We start from the raw sequence: 16,177 nt of genomic DNA, 5'->3' as shown, positions 1-16,177 counted from the left end.
AGCGGCGCGACACATGGTGACACTCCGCCCATGAGCCGATTGGGAACCTTCCTGCGCCTTCCGGCGCTGCGTGTGCTGGGCAAACCGCTTTTGCTGCGGCTTTTGCTTCTGCTGCTCGTGATCGAGGCGATCTTTCTTGCTGAAAGCTTCACCACATTGATGGAACACGCCCTGCGTCTGGGTGGAGGCCCTGTGGATGTAGCACATCTTCTGGGCTTCAAGGTTCCGGAAATCCTCGATCTCGCGCTTGCCATGAGCCTGCTGATCGCCACGTATTTTGCCACGCAGGATGCCCGTAACCGGGGCGAGTTGATGATCCTAGCGACCGCCGGTGTACATTGGGGGCGGGTGGTGAGTTTTGTGCTGATCTTCGGCCTCATCGGCGGCGCGCTCAGCTTTGCCAACGCGGGCCTGATCCTGCCCAGCGCCAAATTTGGCGAGCGGTTGGCGCTGATTGAGCTGCAAAAAGACTTTGTCCTCACCCGTATTCAGGAAGGCGGCAACGAAACCACCCTGCAAACCCTGCGCGACACGACCTTTATTGCCTCCCCGCCAAACACATCGTCTGAGCGCGCCGAAGAACGGGGCCATCTGTTTGTGTTTCAGCCCGATATCAACGGAGGTTGGCGTGCAGCAAATTCAGAAAACTGGCATGTCACCGATCCCGAAGTCTCCGACACCCATAAAATCCAGCTGCAACAGCTCAACGTGCTCGAAGGCCTCTACCCGTCACCAGATCTGACACCCAGGCCGCTCAACAGCTTCGCCACCAAATCCGCGGATTTTGCATTCTCCATGGCCGATGCGCTGCCGGAAACCGACACGGAACGCAGCGCGGCTGAACGGCTGCTCAGCCTGTCAGACAGCGAAACCGGCCAGATCACCCGCCTGCTGTCGCGCGCGCTTATGGTGCCCATGGCCGGGCTGCTGGCCTTGGCGGCACTGGTGGCAGGCGGCGGCGGACCACTGCGTTTTGCCGCCCTGCCACTCGCCGCGCTCATCATGATGAGCAGCGATGTCGCCAGCGGCGCGATCCTCTCTGGGCTCGCATCCAGCCTGCCCACGCTTCTGATCTGTGCCGCCGCCGCCCTGCTCTATCTGGGGCCACCGCTGGCCTATCTGATTTGGCGGGGAGAAGCCCTCATGAAACCGGAGGTGCGCCGATGATCGGGCGTCGCCACACAGGGCTGGCGGTACGCGCCATGGTGCGCGGGGACCTCGCTGCCATCGGCTTCATGATGTTCACCCTGCTTGTGGTGGCCTTGGCCATTGATCTCGCGAAATGGCTTGGCTCCGTTCAGGCGCAGGCCGCTGCCACTGATGCCCCACTTTTGTCGGTTCTGTTTCCCTATATTGGCTATCGCAGCGTCGACATTATCACCCGTCTGCTCACCATGGCATGCCTTGCGGGCGGCTTTGTCGTCACGTTGCTGCGCCACCAACGACAGGACGACGTGATCCTCGCCGCCTCCGGTGCTGGACCAAGCTTCCGCATCACCGCGCTGCTGATTTCCGGCTTGCTGCTGGGTCTTGTTCAAATGGCTGGAGAAAACTGGCTTCGCCCAGAAGCCGTGTCCCGACAGGTGGCCGCCAATCTTGGCGACTATGGCAAGCGCTACCACAACAATGAGTTGGGCACCCAATGGGTGGTCTCGGACAATCGCGCGCTGCGGGCCACGTTCACCCGAGGCGACACCCCCCATCTGAGCGACGTGATGTTGTTTGAGGGATTGTCAGAGCCGCAACTCAGCCATGTGCTTCACGCCAACGCCGCGCACCCCAGCTTTCGTGAAGGCATTTGGACCTTTGAACAGGTCACTTACTGGGACGTCAAAAACGCCGCTACCCCCAAATTGGAACCTCGCCTTGATATGCCCTTTGAACTGGACCCCGAAACCGTCCGCTGGTTCGGGGTGGATGCCTACTATCTCCCCAACGCCTCTCTGCGCGCCATCGCTTCAGCACCAGAAAGCGCGGCGGCCTCTGATGCCGCAACCGCTCTTGCGGTGCGCAAAGTTGCGATTTTTCTGCCCGTGATCTTCGCCTTTCTTGGCGTAAGCTTGGCCGGTCAGGGCGCGGTCGGGCGCCGCCTGTCCCCTTTCCTGCTTCTGGCACTGGCCGCCGTGGGCTATCTCTCGGTGGTTTCCGTCAAAGTCTTCTGGGCGCTCGGCATTCACGGTGTTTTGCACCCAATGCTTGCTGCCTCTCTGCCCGCCGCCTTCGCGCTTGGTCTCGCTATCGTCCTGCAATTTCGGCTCGCCGGTTACTTACCCACAATCCGTTTCAAAAAATCCCCAAAGGTCGCATCATGAAAATTGTGCAGCTCACCCCCTACGCGATGGACCGCCCCGGCGGGGTGCAATCCCACGTGCGCGACCTTTCGGCTTGGTTGCGCAGCCAAGGCCATAAGGTGCGCATTGTCGCCCCACCCGGCCAACCAAATCATACGGAAGAAGGCCTGATGACAGTTGGCACCGCCCGGCCCTTCGCAATCCACGGCACCGCCTTTGAGGTCAGTCGCGCCACCCGCCTCCAACGCGCACAGGCTGTTGCAGAGCTGAGGGGCTGGGGCGCGGAGGTCGTGCACATGCACACCCCTTGGACTCCGCTGCTACCTTGGCAGATGTGGCGCGCACTTAAGCTGCCCGCCATCGCCACGTTCCATGCAACCCTGCCAGAGAGTGAGAGCTTTGACCCTATGTCCTGGGCGCTGCGGCGCGTGGGACGTTATTTCAACCGACGTATCAACCGCATCGTTGTGCCGTCCGAGGCTCCTTGCGCGCAATGGAAAGCCGACAAAGCAAACCCACTGCCGTTGATCTTCCCACCCGCCATAGATCTCTCTTCTTGGCGCGCAGCAGCAAAGGCAACCAAACCCTCTGAAACATTTCGGGTTGTCTACATGGGCCGCCTTGAAGCACGCAAAGGTGTTTCCGTCCTGCTTCAGGCCTGGCGGGAACTGCAAAACCAACTGCCCAATGCTGAGTTGATCATCGCCGGCGCCGGAGATGAAGAAGACCGCCTGCGCGCCTATGCGCAACAGCACCACCTGCACAACTTGTCGTTCCAACCTGCCCCCAACAACGCCGAGGCCCGCGCCCTGATCGCCAGCGCAGACATCTTCGCGGCACCTGCCTTGCACGGAGAGAGCTTTGGACTTGTGTTGATTGAGGCCATGGCCGCTGGCGCGCTCCCAGTCGCCGCGAATAACGAAGGCTTCCGCACCGTTATGACCGGCCAAGGCAAAGATCTTCTGGTGCCACCCGGAGATGCCCAAGCGCTCGCTGATAAGATCAAGACACTGGCCTCCGACGCCACCCAGCGCGCAACACTTCAGAGCTGGGCGGCAGATCACGCACATCGTTTTGATGTTGATACTGTCGGGCAAGATTACATCACGCTCCTCCAAGACGCCCTGCAACAGCGCCGCTGACGCAACCTGAACTTGCCAAGCATTCCGGAGCATGACAGACCCAATCCCGTCCCTTCGACGAAGTCTTCTGAGACGGTTGAGGAAACACAGGTGAAAAGACTTTGAGGCATGTGAGAACGACTATGGGCGATCTGGTTATTTCGGCAGATTTTGGCACCTCCGGCGTAAAAGTCGGTGTGGTGGACAGCTCCCTCAACGTGCTCGCACGCGTTACCGAAACTTATCCGCTGTCGTTGGCCTCCGGAGGTGTGGCTGAACAAACGCCTGAAGATTGGTGGGGCGCCCTGGCGCATGCACTCGCCGCTCTTCGTCGGGACGTGCCTGATCTCTCCAAACGCGCGTCAGCGCTTGTGTTTTCCTCCCAGCTTCTCGGTCTGATTTGCTGTGATGAGAATGGCACCCCACTGCGCCCATGCCTCACATGGCTCGACAAACGCGCAGCCCCTTTGGGTCAAAAACTCATCGGTGGCTTCCCCGAGGTGCTCGGATACAACATCCCACGCCTGGCAAAATGGCTTCGCATCGCCAATGGTGCACCAGCCAAAAACGGCATGGACCCCACCGCAAAAATGCTCTGGGTCATGCAACAAGAGCCAGAGATCTACGCCCGCACCCGTTGGATGCTGGACGTAAAAGACTGGCTCATCCATCGTGCCACAGGCGAGTTCACCACCAGCCCCGAAAGCGCCAACCTGAGCTGGGTGATGGACACCAGACAGGGCCGTGAAGGCTGGTCCGATACGCTCTGCGCGCTCACAGGCATCAACCGCAGCAAGCTCGCCCCGATCACACAGGCAGATGCCGTTGTGGGTCCGCTCACACCGCAGGCCGCAGCAGAACTCGGGTTGCCACCGGAGGTGCAGGTGCTTGGCGGCACATCCGATGTGATGGCATCAGCTCTTGGATCTGGCGAAGTTGCCGATGGCGCTCTGCATATCTCAATCGCCACCTCGGCCTGGATCGCAGGCTTCTTCCCCAACCGCCGCCTGAGCGTGCCGCATTCCTACGCCACAGTAACAACCGGCCTCGACTTCCGTCCTCTGCTTATCGCCAGTCAAGAAAACGCGGGCTCCGCGCTTGATTGGGTCTGCGGCGTCACCGGCGGCGGCGCGGTTGATACCGGCTTTGATGACCTCGGAGCGCCAAAGGCAGATGATCCTTTCTTCCTGCCTTGGCTCGCCGGAGAGCGCGTACCGATCGACAATGACAGCCTGCGCGGCACCTTCCACGGGCTCAGCCTGCATCACGACAGCGCCGCTATGCGCCGCGCGGCCATCGAGGGTGTTGCGCTGAACCTGCGTTGGGCCATGTCCAAGGTGCAGCGCGAAAAAGGCGTTCAAACCTCCGGCGCGCTGTCCATCGTGGGCGGTGTGGCCGCCAACCCGGTCTTTGCCCAAACGCTCGCCGACGCGCTAAACCGCGACATCCGCGTGTGCAGCGCACGCCACGCAGGCATGCTGGGCACGGCCACGTTGGCAGCGCCATTTATGGGCTGGGCACCTACGGTGACCGATGCCGCTGCCACACTCAAATTGCGCAGCTCAGCTTTCTACTCGCCAAACGCCGATCGCGCAGAAGCCCTGGCCGCGCGGGCCGAGAAATTGGACAAAATCCGCCGCCGCCTCATCCGCAGCTACACCTAAAGGACACACCATGATCGACGGGCTCATGAAATCGACAATCGACCCGCTATGGGAGGCAATGGCCACGCCTTTGGTGAAAGCCAAGCTAACGCCAAATCAGGTGACATTCATTGGCCTGCTGCTCGTGATTGCGGTTTCACTGGCTTACCTCTGGCACGGCTCGCCTGTGGCCTATGGCCTCACTCTCATTCTTGCGTTTATCTTTGACGCATTGGATGGCGCGGTTGCCCGCCGACGCGGCATGTCCACCAAAGCGGGGGGCTATTTTGACGCCATGGTGGACCGTTACCAAGAGCTTGTTGTGCTGGCCACTCTGGCCCACATACACGACGCTTGGCCACTCGCACTCGCTTGTTTCTCAGGCTCGGTGATCACCTCTTACGCAAAGGCGCGCACAGCCATCGAAATTCCAGTATCCAACACGGACTGGCCTGATTTCTTTGAGCGGATGGAGCGCGTGATCTACCTATGCGCCATGCTCCTGATCGCAGGCGCGCTTGGCGGCTGGGTCGTCCTTTGGGGGTTAGGCGGCTTTGCGCTCCTGTCGCACTTTACCGCCCTGCAGCGCGCCTACCGCGCCACGCAAATGCTGCGTGCTCAGGATGCTGAGGACTCTGCTGAAACATAGGCGCCACTTCGGCTCACACGCCACGTCCGCCACATATCAGGCGCAAAGGTCATGACGTAGAGCAGGAACGAGGAAAGCAACAATAGCTCAAGCCCTGTGTAGATATAATAGACCTCATAGCGCAGTCCCTCCGGCGCGTGTCCTTTGCCTAGGAAGAAAACCAGATAGCTTACACCCAGCGCGATCGGCACCCAAACATAGGCGCGCCGCCAAGCCGCATAGCGCGGGGTCAGAACGCGGCCTTCCGCACCCAGCTGTGCATAGCTGCGCGACAGGAACTCGCCACACACCACCACCAGGGCTTGGCTGAAGAAGAACAGATAGCTGCCCAACATGTGCTCATCGCGAAAATGCGGAAAGCGATACTGGCTCAGAACCACCAACCCCACACAGGCCATCGCCTGCAAAACCAACAGGGTCCAGGTCAGCAGCGTGATACGCCGCACCATCTTGGCATCAGACGCACTTACCCGCAGCTCGCGCAAAGCAGGCAGACACAGCAGCACCACACCAACAAACAAGATCGGCGCACACAATAGCATCCAATCCGCGAACGGCTCGCCAATGCGCGGATCTCCAATGGATTCGCTGATGGTATAGGGGCGCTCGGCGGTCTTTTCAGGGTAGAACAGAGCGTATTGCCAACGCGCCGGGTAAATCTGTACATTCACCACCAGCGTGACAAACCCGGTGCATATTAGCGAGATCAACATCGCCAATCCTGTGCCGCGTGACGGCGTCCATTGCGTATTGGTCATCTGCCCAAAGCCTCTTTACGTGCGCGCATGCGCTCGTCCGACACGATGCGCCCCGCCTCCATTTTGATCAAGCGATCACATTTGCCAAATTGGTGATCATCATGTGTCACCGCCAGCACCAACCGACCGGATGCTGACAGCTCCGGCATCAGCACATCATAGAAAAACGCCCGATTGGCCGGATCCTGATCCGCGGCAAACTCATCCAGCACAATGATCGGCCGTTGCTCTGCAAGGGCCACTGCCAGCGCGAGGCGGCGGCTCTGCCCTGCAGAGAGCGAAGTGTTGGAGAACTTATACCCTAACAACTGAACCCGCTCTGCCAGTCCAAGCTGCGCAATCCTGCTTTCCAAGGCCGACAACTCTGCTTCCGGCATGCCATAGGCATGTTCAAACAGATGGAACTGCGCAAAGACCGCAGAAAACAGCTCGCGATACATTGCGGTCGTGTCATCCGTCAGTGGCGCACCATTGAGCAGGATGTCTCCTGTTTCCGGATGGCGCATGCCGGTGATCAAAGACAGCAAAGTGGTTTTACCTGAGCCATTGCCACCGCAGATGAAGACCGTCTCCCCGGGGTGAAACGTCAGATCAATCGGCCCAAGGTGAAACGGCGTCACATCCGCTCGCCCGATTTCACCGACATTGGCCTCCACACCACGCAGCGCAATACTGTCAAACCGATCCAATGGTTTGGACACCACATGCAACGCTTGGCTCTGCGCCTCAGCCAATTCGGCCTCGACCCCTTTGATCTTGTAGTAACTCGCCTCCGCGCGGCTCAAAATCGGCAGAGTGTTGAAAACGAGTTCGGTCGGGCCATTGACCAAGAAGATGATGGTCAGCACCTGAAACATCACAATCGCATCGCCGCCAGAGAGCATCGGCAAAATGATCACCACAAAACACATGAGCAGCGCGACAGCCAGCTGCCCACCACCGGTGCTCGCAGCAAACAAGCGCTCCGAGCGCATCTTGTGGGCCACCTGCGCTGCGATCACAGCTTTGGTTTCATCCTCCAGCGCATCGCGGCGGCTGCCACGCAAGCGCAGTTCCTTCCAGCCGCTCAGCATATCCGTCACACGGTCGCAATACGCCGCAAAGGACTCTGAGGCCTTGATCGCCCAGCGCCTTGCAGGGCCATCCATCAGGGCAAAACCGATGCCCCCCAAACCAATTGCCGCCACAGCCGCGACGCCAGCGATCCAGCTCACATAAAACAGGTAAGGGATGGCAAACAGCAAAACCAATGCTGCCCCAATGGCCTCCACCAGATGGATCACCGCCTGCGCAAGCTGGTTCACCTCTGCCGTCATCGCGCCATAGACTTTGCCGTGGCGGCGCGAGATCAGAAAATCGATGTTGGCACGCAGCAAAAGTGCGGACAGCCGATTGCGCATCTGCGCTTCAATCCGGGTGATCAGAGTGAAGGCACGGACCTTCTGAAAATAGCCCGACACCACCATCGCCGTGGCACAGATCAGAAACATCGCGACCGACCATCCCGGACCTTCGCTATAGCGCTGCGCAGTTTCATTGATCGCAAAGATCATCCCAGCGCGGCTCAATCCGGATATCAGCGTGAGAAAGACAATGGGATCGCGCATACCAGCACCCGCATCCAATAGGAAGCGCACGACCTCAAGTCGACGGGCAAAGGCTCCATCAGGTTCCGCCGTCTGAGACGCGATATTGGTCTTGGCTTTGATGCTCACACAGCTCACTTATGCCGGTCAATCCGGTCCCCTCGCCCGCTTTTCACCCGGAAAACGGCACCGACGCAATACCATCCCGATACTGCCAACGGACAACGTGGCATTTTAGGCGACGCCGGAGATCAGGCCTTGCCCGCTTCTTTGGTTGACCCAGCTGCCCTGCCCCTCAAGATAGCGCAAAGACTTTGGGGGAGCGGAACAATGGCAAAAGCCAAAAACATCCTATTCATCATGTTTGACCAGCTCCGTTGGGATTACCTCAGCTGCTATGGCCATCCGCACCTGCAAACCCCGCACATCGACCGGCTGGCCTCCCGAGGCGTCCGCTTCACACGCGCCTATATCCAGTCTCCAATCTGTGGCAGCTCCCGCATGTCCACCTACACAGGGCGCTACGTCCACAGCCACGGTGCCAGTTGGAACGGCATTCCCCTGAAAGTTGGCGAAATGACCATGGGAGATCACCTGCGCAAGGCGGGCATGGATTGTTGGTTGGTGGGCAAAACCCACATGCGCGCAGATGCCGAAGGCATGGCGCGACTGGGTTTGGAACCTGACAGCCTGATTGGCGCCCGTGTTGCCGAATGCGGCTTTGATGTCTTTGAACGCGATGACGGAATGAAGCCCGAAGGCCCCGAAGGCAGCTATGACCCTGACGGCGCCAAGGCCTACAACGCCTATCTGCAAGACAAGGGATACGAGAGCGACAACCCCTGGCATGACTTCGCAAACTCGGGTCTGGATGACGAGGGCAACGTCCTCTCTGGCTGGTTCCTGAAGAACTCTTCTGAGGCGGCGAATATCGCCGAAGAGGACAGCGAAACGCCTTATCTGACCACCCGCGGCATGGACTTCATCGTCCAAGCTGACGGCCCCTGGTGCTGCCATCTCAGCTACATCAAGCCCCATTGGCCCTATATCGTCCCGGAGCCCTACGCCTCCATGTTTGGCCCTGAACACGTCTTGCCTGTTGTCCGCTCCGACAGCGAGCGGCAGAACGCCCACCCCGTTCTAAAAGCTTTCATGGACACCAAAATTGGAGAAACCTTCTCGCGCCAAGATGTTCGCGACGCCGTCATCCCTGCCTATATGGGCTTGATCAAACAGGCCGATGACCAGATGGGACGCCTCTTTTCATGGCTGGAGGAAACCGGCCGGATGGAGGACACAATGATTGTGCTGACATCAGATCACGGCGATTTCTTGGGCGATCACTGGATGGGAGAAAAGACTTTCTTTCAGGACGCTGCCACGAAGGTGCCTCTGATCATCTACGATCCCAGCCCGGAGGCAGATGTCACGCGCGGCACCGTATGTGATGCATTGGTGGAGTCCATTGATCTTGCCCCCACATTTGTCGACGTCACAGGCGAGCAGCCAGCCTATCACATACTGGAAGGCGAAAGCCTGCTGCCCATTGTCCATGGACAAAAAGAGACAACAGACCGCGAATTCGTAATTTGCGAATACGACTACTCGGCGAGCCCCATCGCCACACGGCTCAACGCATCGGTTCGGGACGCGGTACTATTCATGGTTGCCACGAAAGACTGGAAACTCATCCACTGCGAGGGTGGCTACCCTCCGCTGCTGTTTGATCTGGTCAATGACCCGAATGAACTCACCGATCTCGGACAAAGCAAGGAACATGCCGAGATCATCGCGATGATGTATGACCACCTCTTCACTTGGACCCGCCGTCAATCCCAACGCACAACCCGCTCAGAGGAACAGCTCAACGAGATGCGCACCAAATCTGGAGGCAAAGGTGTTGTGATCGGGATTTATGATGAAAACGACGCGCCGCTTGAGCTGACCGTAAAATATCGCGGTCTGAAGGCCAAGCCCTACAAGGAATACCTGAAGCGTTAGAGCGCCCTATCCCTGATCTGCGCATGGGAACCACAAGCGGAACACCGTGCCTTCGCCAATGGTGCTGTCCGCCTCTATGGTGCCATCATATAGCTCCACCAGTTTGCGCGAGATCGACAGCCCCAACCCGGTGCCCTCCCCCTGTTTGGTGGTGAAAAACGGGTCGAAAATCCGGCTCAGATGCGCGTCTGTCATGCCCACACCTGTGTCCGCCACCTCGATCAACACACCAGCCTGATCGTCTCGCGTGTCGTCCTTGGTAGAGACCCGCAATGATCCCCCCTCAGGCATCGCGTGAATGGCGTTGACGATCAGATTGATCAACACCTGCTGCAGCTCCGTACGGTTGATCGCAACCGCCCCTTCACTTTCCAGCTCCAACTGCAACGCGATGTCCCCGCTGTTCAGCAAATGCTGCACCAGCGGCACGGTATCCACCATCACCGCCGAGGGTTGATGAAGTTCGCTGCCTTGCGCGTATTCATCTGGTCGGGTGAACTGCAAGAGCTTGTTCACAATCAAAAAAATCGAATGCGTCTGTTCATCAATCAGTTTCAGCTCGGTCCGAATGTCCTCAATCCGATCCCCAAGCTGCACGCGTATCACATCCAGATTCCCCTGGATCACCTGAATGGGATTGTTGATCTCATGCGCGATGCCTGCCGCAATTTCACCCACAGCCGCCAGTTTCTCGGACACAACCAGCTGCCGCGTCGTAGCTTCCAGCCGCCGATTTGCTTCCGCCAAATCTTGCGTCCTTGCAGCCACCCGCCGGTTCAACTCCCGATCGCGCTCCTGAATTTGCTCAAGCAACGCATCCATCTGCGCCGCCACGCGCGCGATCTCCTCGTCGCTGTTTTCAACGCCAGTACGCGCCCCCAGATCACCGCCTTCCACCCGCGTGATCGTGCGCAACATCCGCTCCAACGGCGCAAATATCTGTCGCGCCCAGCGCAAAAAGATAGGGACGGAAATCAGCACGATCACCGCAAAAGCGACCGCAAAGGTCAGGATGGTCGAAAATTTTGCATCCCGAAACGGCTGATCCAGAAAGCCGACGTAGAGCATCCCGACGCGATTGCCAAAGCTATCCGTGACCGGCTCATAGGCTGAGATGTACCAATCGTTCACTACAAAAGCGCGGTCGAGCCAGACCTCACCGCGATCCAACACAGCCTCACGCACCACGGCAGAGACACGGGTGCCCAACGCACGCTCATCCTGAAAGAGGCGCACATTGGTGGAGATGCGCACATCATCCAAAAACAGCGTCGCAGTGCCCTGACTGCCTTCGGTCAAACTCGCGGTCGGATAGACTAAGTCGTTGATCGTATCAATAAACGGGAGATTGCGATTGAGCAGCACACCCCCAACCAAAGCACCGTGGCGCCCGTCTTCTGACACCGGCGTGGCTGCATGCACCATCATGCCCCGCGTTTCCTCGACACGCTCTGTCGGCACCGCAGCCTGTGTCGGCACCAGTTTAATGCGCGCGAGCTCAGCCAGATCGGAGGAGACTTTAGCCAGATCCTCACCTGAAAAGACATCAATCTGGGCAGATCCAAACCCGGCCAGCGCCTGAGACACAACAGGCCACCGCGCCAGATTTCTGTCATCCACCAAACGAGGAGAGGCGATCACAGAACCATCCGCTGCAAGGTAGTAAAGGAAATCCAGCCCGAGCTGGACCCGCTGCACCTGCAGAAGACGCGCGATGCCACTCTGATCGTCAGACCGAACATGATCCACAAAATCCGCCGAGGCCGCCAGCGCCTGCATCCGCAGATCACTGTTTTCAAGCAGCTGCGACAGGTACTGATCCGCAATGGTCAGCTCGCCATTCACTTTGGCAATCAGCAGATTGTCAAACCGCGAGGACCAATTCACCGCCGTAATGATGAAGAACAGCGGCATGATGACCAGCGTTGGCAAAAGCGCGATGGCCAACAGACGCATCCGCACAGAAGCGGAGCGGCGGCGTGGCAGCCAGGCCCAGGTTGGCCTTGAGGCCGAAGATGACCCTTTGGCGCTTGTGTCAGTCATTCCACATTGCGCATTTGCGATCGATGGTTTTACGGGAAATCCCCAATCGTCTTGCGGCCTCCGCACGATTGCCATCACAGGCTGCCAGCACCGTCAGAATATGCCGACGCTCCACCGCCGCGAGGCTGTCCACCGCCGCAACCTCTTCTTCAGCACCGTTGGCCGCGAACTCCGCCGGCCATTCGCCCACAATCAGTGATCGCTCAATCAGGTTGCGCAATTCACGCACATTCCCCGGCCAGTCATACCGCGCCAGGTTCAAGAGCACCCCCTCCGACAGAGTCAGAGGTGGCACGCCAAGCGACTTTGAGATTTGCTGCAAGAACATCAAGGCCAGTTCTTTCAAATCCCCCTCGCGGTTTTGCAAAGGTGGCATCTGAATATTCAGCACATTGATGCGGTGATACAGGTCTTCTCTCAGGCGGCCATCTTTGACCGCCGCTTCAAGATCGGCGTTGGTGGCAAAGAGAAACCGTAGGTCCAGCGGCACCTCCCGCGAGGAGCCCACAGGCCGGATTTTCTGATGCTCCACCACACGCAGCAGTGCCGCCTGCACCGGAAGCGGTAGTTCCACAATTTCATCGAGGTAGAGCGTGCCGCCATTGGCATTCATGAACACACCATCATGACGTACCGTGCGCCCGCCCGCGTCCTGACGGATATGCCCAAAAAGCTCATGCTCAATCATGTCACCGGCAATGGTCGCGCAATTGATTGGCACAAAAGGTTTGTCGGCGCGCGGTGACATCATGTGCAACGCACGCGCGGCGACCTCTTTGCCCGTACCGGTATCCCCCGTCAGCAAGACCGGCGTTGGCAAAGGCGCGGCACGGGCCATCGTGGAGCGTATGGTCTCAATCTGCGGCGAACTGCCAAGCAGGCGCGCGCGCACATGCTCGTTGCCCGCAGCAAGCTCATACTTCAGCAGGTAATTCTCCCGCCGCAGGTTCACCCGATCCACACAGCGTGCCACCGCGTTCAAAATCTGGTTGGAGCGGAAAGGCTTCAAAACAAAGTCGACGGCGCCCGCGCGCATCGCCTCAATCGCGGTATCCATATCCGCAAACGCGGTGATCAGAATGGTGTCGGCAAAGAACCCAAGCTTGCGCTGTTCGCTCAGCCACTCAAGTCCCGAGGTCCCGGGCATCACATTGTCCAGAATGACGATGTCAAAATGGTTCTGATCCAACAGGCGGCTGGCCACATCCGTATTGGCCGCCTGCTCTATGCGTCCGACCACAGGGTCGAGAATTTTGACGATGAAATTGCGGATGCCCGGCTCGTCATCTACCACCAGCACCGAAGCCGTCGACAGGCCAATGCCAAATTCAGAAGGACGTTTGGTTTGCGCAGACGCACGGTCTATTTGGTTCATGTGGTCAATCCAACCTTACGGCTGTTCCACTAGCAACATCGCTGGCAGAAAACCCGATGGCATGCAGCCCGTAGTAGGCGCCCACGGAAATGGCAGCCACCGCTGCGCAGGCCAGGAAAAACACTCTCATATCTTTAGTCCTCAAAGTCGCTGTAAAGGCGCAGATAGGCGATCAAATCTGCGCGGTCTTCGGCGCGGGTGATGCGTTGAACCGGCATTTTGGTTCCCGCAATATACACGTCCGGCCCCAAATCAAAAAGCGCATCAATGGTTTGGCTTGTCCAAATCACATCAGATGTCAGCAAAGTGTCTGAGTAGCTGTAGTCAGAAACCGTGCCCGCTTCGCGTCCAAAAACATCCTTGAGCGTCGGCCCTGCCCGTCTGGCACTGTCTCCGGTCAGCGTATGGCAAATGGAGCATTTGCGCTGAAACTGGCGCTCCCCATTGGATGCGCTGTCATTGCCGTTCAGAAACGCGCGGCCTTCCGCCACCATCCGGGGGGTGTCATCCGGATCAGAAAGCGGCCAACTGAACATCGCCTCATCCAACCCACCCGCATGAATATTTTCCCCATCAGCCGAAAAAGCCAACGCCCAGATCGGCCCGCGATGGGTGGCCCTGATGTCATTGGCAATCGACCAATCCTCAGTGTTCAGCATCAGAATATAACCTTCGCCGTCGCCCACAGCGAGATGACGGCCATCCCGACTGCTGGTCATGGCCAATATCGGCCGCCGCTCAAGCGTGATGTCCTTGATCAGCTCCGCAGTATCAGAGGTGATAATTTTTGTGACACCGTCCACCGCGCCAAAAGCCAGCCAACCAAGATCCTCACGCAAAACCAAAGTGTTCACGCCAAACCCATTGGTCAGGAAGAGTTGCCTCAAATCGCCAGTCGCGGTGTCATAGAGACGTATTTTGCCATCTGCAGAGGCAGAAAACAGCGCGGCACCGTCCTGTGCAAAGGCAACGTCATTCACATTGCTGCCGACCTGAATAAGACGCGGCGCGTCTTCACTCAGCGGCCAGATGCCTACCGTGCCATCCCAGCTGGCGCTTGCCACACTGCCCCCATCAGGTGCCACCCGCAGCGCCATCACCTTGCCCTTATGCTGCCCCAGAAGCTGTGACGTTCCAGCGTCCAGATCCCACAGCCGCACGGCAAAATCATCCCCGGCGGAAACCGCCAGAGTGTCGGTCACAAAAACCACCGCGTTGACCGCCGCTTCATGGCCTTCCAGCCACAGCGGTTCCTGATTTCGCCAAAGGCCAAGAGAATTGTCAAAGCTTGCAGTCAGAATTTGACGACCGTCCGGGGAGACCGCGATGCCTTTGATAGGGCCTCCGTGGCCGGTCAGTTGAAAGAACTCCCCAGCCACCACACCGGTGGCCCAACACAGGAAACCAAGAAACAGCGCGACAGCCCGCATGATTACTCCGCTGGTGTCGCCCGATCAGCGCCAGATTTTGCCTGCGCTTTGGCAAGCTCCTCCTCATACCAGATCGAGTGGTGCTCCTTCGCCCATTGCTCATCCACCTCACCGGTCGCCATGGTCTCAATCGCGCCTTCCATACCCACGGAGCCAAGATAGATGTGCGCCACGATGATGGCGATAAAGACAAAGGCCACGATCCCATGCCAAAGCTGGCTGAGCTGCATTTCTTCATAGGGAGAGAGCACTTCCGGCAATGCACCGCCCGTCACCAACTGCGGCAGACCAGTCATGTTCAAAATATTGAACGTCTTGGCAAACATCGGCAGCTCAAAAGGGAACAGCAGCGCGAGGCCGGAGGCCGAGATCGAAACGCCCAGCACAATCACCGACCAGAAAATGATCTTCTGTCCTGCATTGAATTTCTTGGCGGGCGGATGCACGCCTTTGGAAAACAACCCACCGCCTTTGGCCAGCCACTTGATGTCCGTGCGGTCCGGAATGTTGTGATGCACCCACATGACAAAGACCATCGCCAGTCCCAGCATAAAGGCCCAGGCGATGTTGTTGTGCACCCATTTGCCGGCCAGTGCGATGGTGGCATAGGCTTCGTGCCCCATCCAAGGCAGGATAAACTTACGGCCAGCGATCAGCACAAGTCCGGTGCCCCCAAGGACAATGAAGGACACCCCCATCAGCCAATGGGCAAACCGTTCAATCGCCAGGAAGCGGATGATGTTCCGCCCGGTCTTGGCCCCTTCGATCATGATCTTGCCGCGGATCAGCCAAAACAGTGCAATAACAGCCGTCATACCTCCCAGCAGATAAAGCCCGTAAGTGAGCAGCGGCCCTTCGCGGAACGTCAGCCAGGCCATGCCACTGTCTTGAATGAGCAATGTGCTGGTCGGCCCGCTGGCCTGCGTGGTGGTGTTGGCACTGCCATAGCGCAATGCACGAAACACTTCGGAATCTGACGCCACGCCGCGCGTGCCCAGCTGGCCAATCAACGCTTCGACATTGCCCTGCCCGGTCGCATCACGCCGGAAACTGTCATCCAGTTTCTCACCACGCTGTCGCGCCATGATATCTTCCAGCGTCTGAGCGCCGCCCGTTGAACTGCGATCAGGTGCCGTGTCCTGAGCCAAAGCTGGCCATGCCAACATGAACGAAAGAGCCATCCAGAGAAGCGCGCGCATCACATCCTCATATCATCTGAAACCATGGGGTCAGGGCTCCGCCCATAACCGCGCATGAAAGAGTTCCTAGAAACATCAAAC

At 58.5% G+C, this 16,177-nt stretch carries 13 protein-coding genes; 6 read left to right on the top strand and 7 right to left on the bottom strand.

Annotated features, from left to right (window positions below):
* The first annotated feature begins 30 nt into the window (after window positions 1-30).
* From J7412_RS02220 to J7412_RS02200, 5 genes are all read left to right on the top strand, one after another.
* On the top strand, window positions 31-1,167 hold the full coding sequence (locus J7412_RS02220; RefSeq protein ID WP_209076616.1) for an LptF/LptG family permease: 1,137 nt from the start codon (window positions 31-33) through the stop codon (window positions 1,165-1,167).
* Entirely contained in the window at window positions 1,164-2,312 is a 1,149-nt protein-coding gene (locus J7412_RS02215; protein ID WP_209076615.1) for an LptF/LptG family permease, read from the top strand. Before J7412_RS02220 ends, J7412_RS02215 begins: the two co-directional genes overlap by 4 nt.
* A complete protein-coding gene (locus J7412_RS02210; RefSeq protein ID WP_209076614.1) occupies window positions 2,309-3,433 on the top strand; it encodes a glycosyltransferase family 4 protein in 1,125 nt (374 codons plus the stop codon). Before J7412_RS02215 ends, J7412_RS02210 begins: the two co-directional genes overlap by 4 nt.
* Before the next feature lie 122 nt (window positions 3,434-3,555).
* The gene (locus tag J7412_RS02205) at window positions 3,556-5,076 is read left to right on the top strand and encodes an FGGY family carbohydrate kinase (RefSeq protein ID WP_209076613.1); all 1,521 of its coding nucleotides are present in this window, start codon (window positions 3,556-3,558) and stop codon (window positions 5,074-5,076) included.
* 10 nt (window positions 5,077-5,086) lie between these two features.
* Window positions 5,087-5,704 (top strand): CDP-alcohol phosphatidyltransferase family protein, encoded by a 618-nt coding sequence (locus J7412_RS02200; RefSeq protein ID WP_209076611.1) that lies wholly within the window; start codon window positions 5,087-5,089, stop codon window positions 5,702-5,704.
* Here J7412_RS02200 and J7412_RS02195 read toward each other — a convergent pair.
* Entirely contained in the window at window positions 5,674-6,462 is a 789-nt protein-coding gene (locus tag J7412_RS02195) for a hypothetical protein (RefSeq protein WP_209076607.1), read from the bottom strand. The two genes, J7412_RS02200 and J7412_RS02195, sit on opposite strands and share 31 nt — an antisense overlap.
* Window positions 6,459-8,177 (bottom strand): cyclic peptide export ABC transporter, encoded by a 1,719-nt coding sequence (locus J7412_RS02190; RefSeq protein WP_209076605.1) that lies wholly within the window; start codon window positions 8,175-8,177, stop codon window positions 6,459-6,461. Before J7412_RS02190 ends, J7412_RS02195 begins: the two co-directional genes overlap by 4 nt.
* 201 nt (window positions 8,178-8,378) lie before the next feature.
* Here J7412_RS02190 and J7412_RS02185 point away from each other — a divergent pair, with 201 nt between their 5' ends.
* Complete coding sequence (locus J7412_RS02185; RefSeq protein WP_209076602.1) at window positions 8,379-10,049, top strand: sulfatase-like hydrolase/transferase; 1,671 nt, start codon at window positions 8,379-8,381, stop codon at window positions 10,047-10,049.
* 6 nt (window positions 10,050-10,055) lie between these two features.
* On the opposite strand, the gene J7412_RS02180 is transcribed toward J7412_RS02185, so the two are convergent.
* Genes J7412_RS02180 through J7412_RS02165 form a run of 5 tightly spaced genes read right to left on the bottom strand, consistent with a single transcriptional unit; the run spans window position 10,056 to window position 16,096 of the window.
* A complete protein-coding gene (locus tag J7412_RS02180; RefSeq protein WP_209076600.1) occupies window positions 10,056-12,092 on the bottom strand; it encodes a HAMP domain-containing sensor histidine kinase in 2,037 nt (678 codons plus the stop codon).
* A complete protein-coding gene (locus J7412_RS02175) occupies window positions 12,085-13,467 on the bottom strand; it encodes a sigma-54 dependent transcriptional regulator (protein ID WP_209058548.1) in 1,383 nt (460 codons plus the stop codon). The genes J7412_RS02180 and J7412_RS02175 overlap by 8 nt, the downstream gene beginning before the upstream one ends.
* Before the next feature lie 4 nt (window positions 13,468-13,471).
* The gene (locus J7412_RS21995) at window positions 13,472-13,597 is read right to left on the bottom strand and encodes a hypothetical protein (RefSeq protein WP_280637703.1); all 126 of its coding nucleotides are present in this window, start codon (window positions 13,595-13,597) and stop codon (window positions 13,472-13,474) included.
* A gap of 4 nt (window positions 13,598-13,601) precedes the next feature.
* Complete coding sequence (locus J7412_RS02170) at window positions 13,602-14,897, bottom strand: c-type cytochrome (protein WP_209076598.1); 1,296 nt, start codon at window positions 14,895-14,897, stop codon at window positions 13,602-13,604.
* 2 nt (window positions 14,898-14,899) lie between these two features.
* Window positions 14,900-16,096: a formate dehydrogenase subunit gamma gene (locus J7412_RS02165; protein WP_209076596.1), complete on the bottom strand. Its 1,197-nt coding sequence runs from the start codon at window positions 16,094-16,096 to the stop codon at window positions 14,900-14,902.
* Between the last annotated feature and the right edge of the window lie 81 nt (window positions 16,097-16,177).

Origin of the sequence: Shimia sp. R9_3 (assembly GCF_017743755.1) — a bacterium.
In the GTDB taxonomy this organism is placed as follows: Bacteria; Pseudomonadota; Alphaproteobacteria; order Rhodobacterales; family Rhodobacteraceae; genus Shimia.
This window is presented reverse-complemented; position numbering and strand designations above follow the sequence as displayed.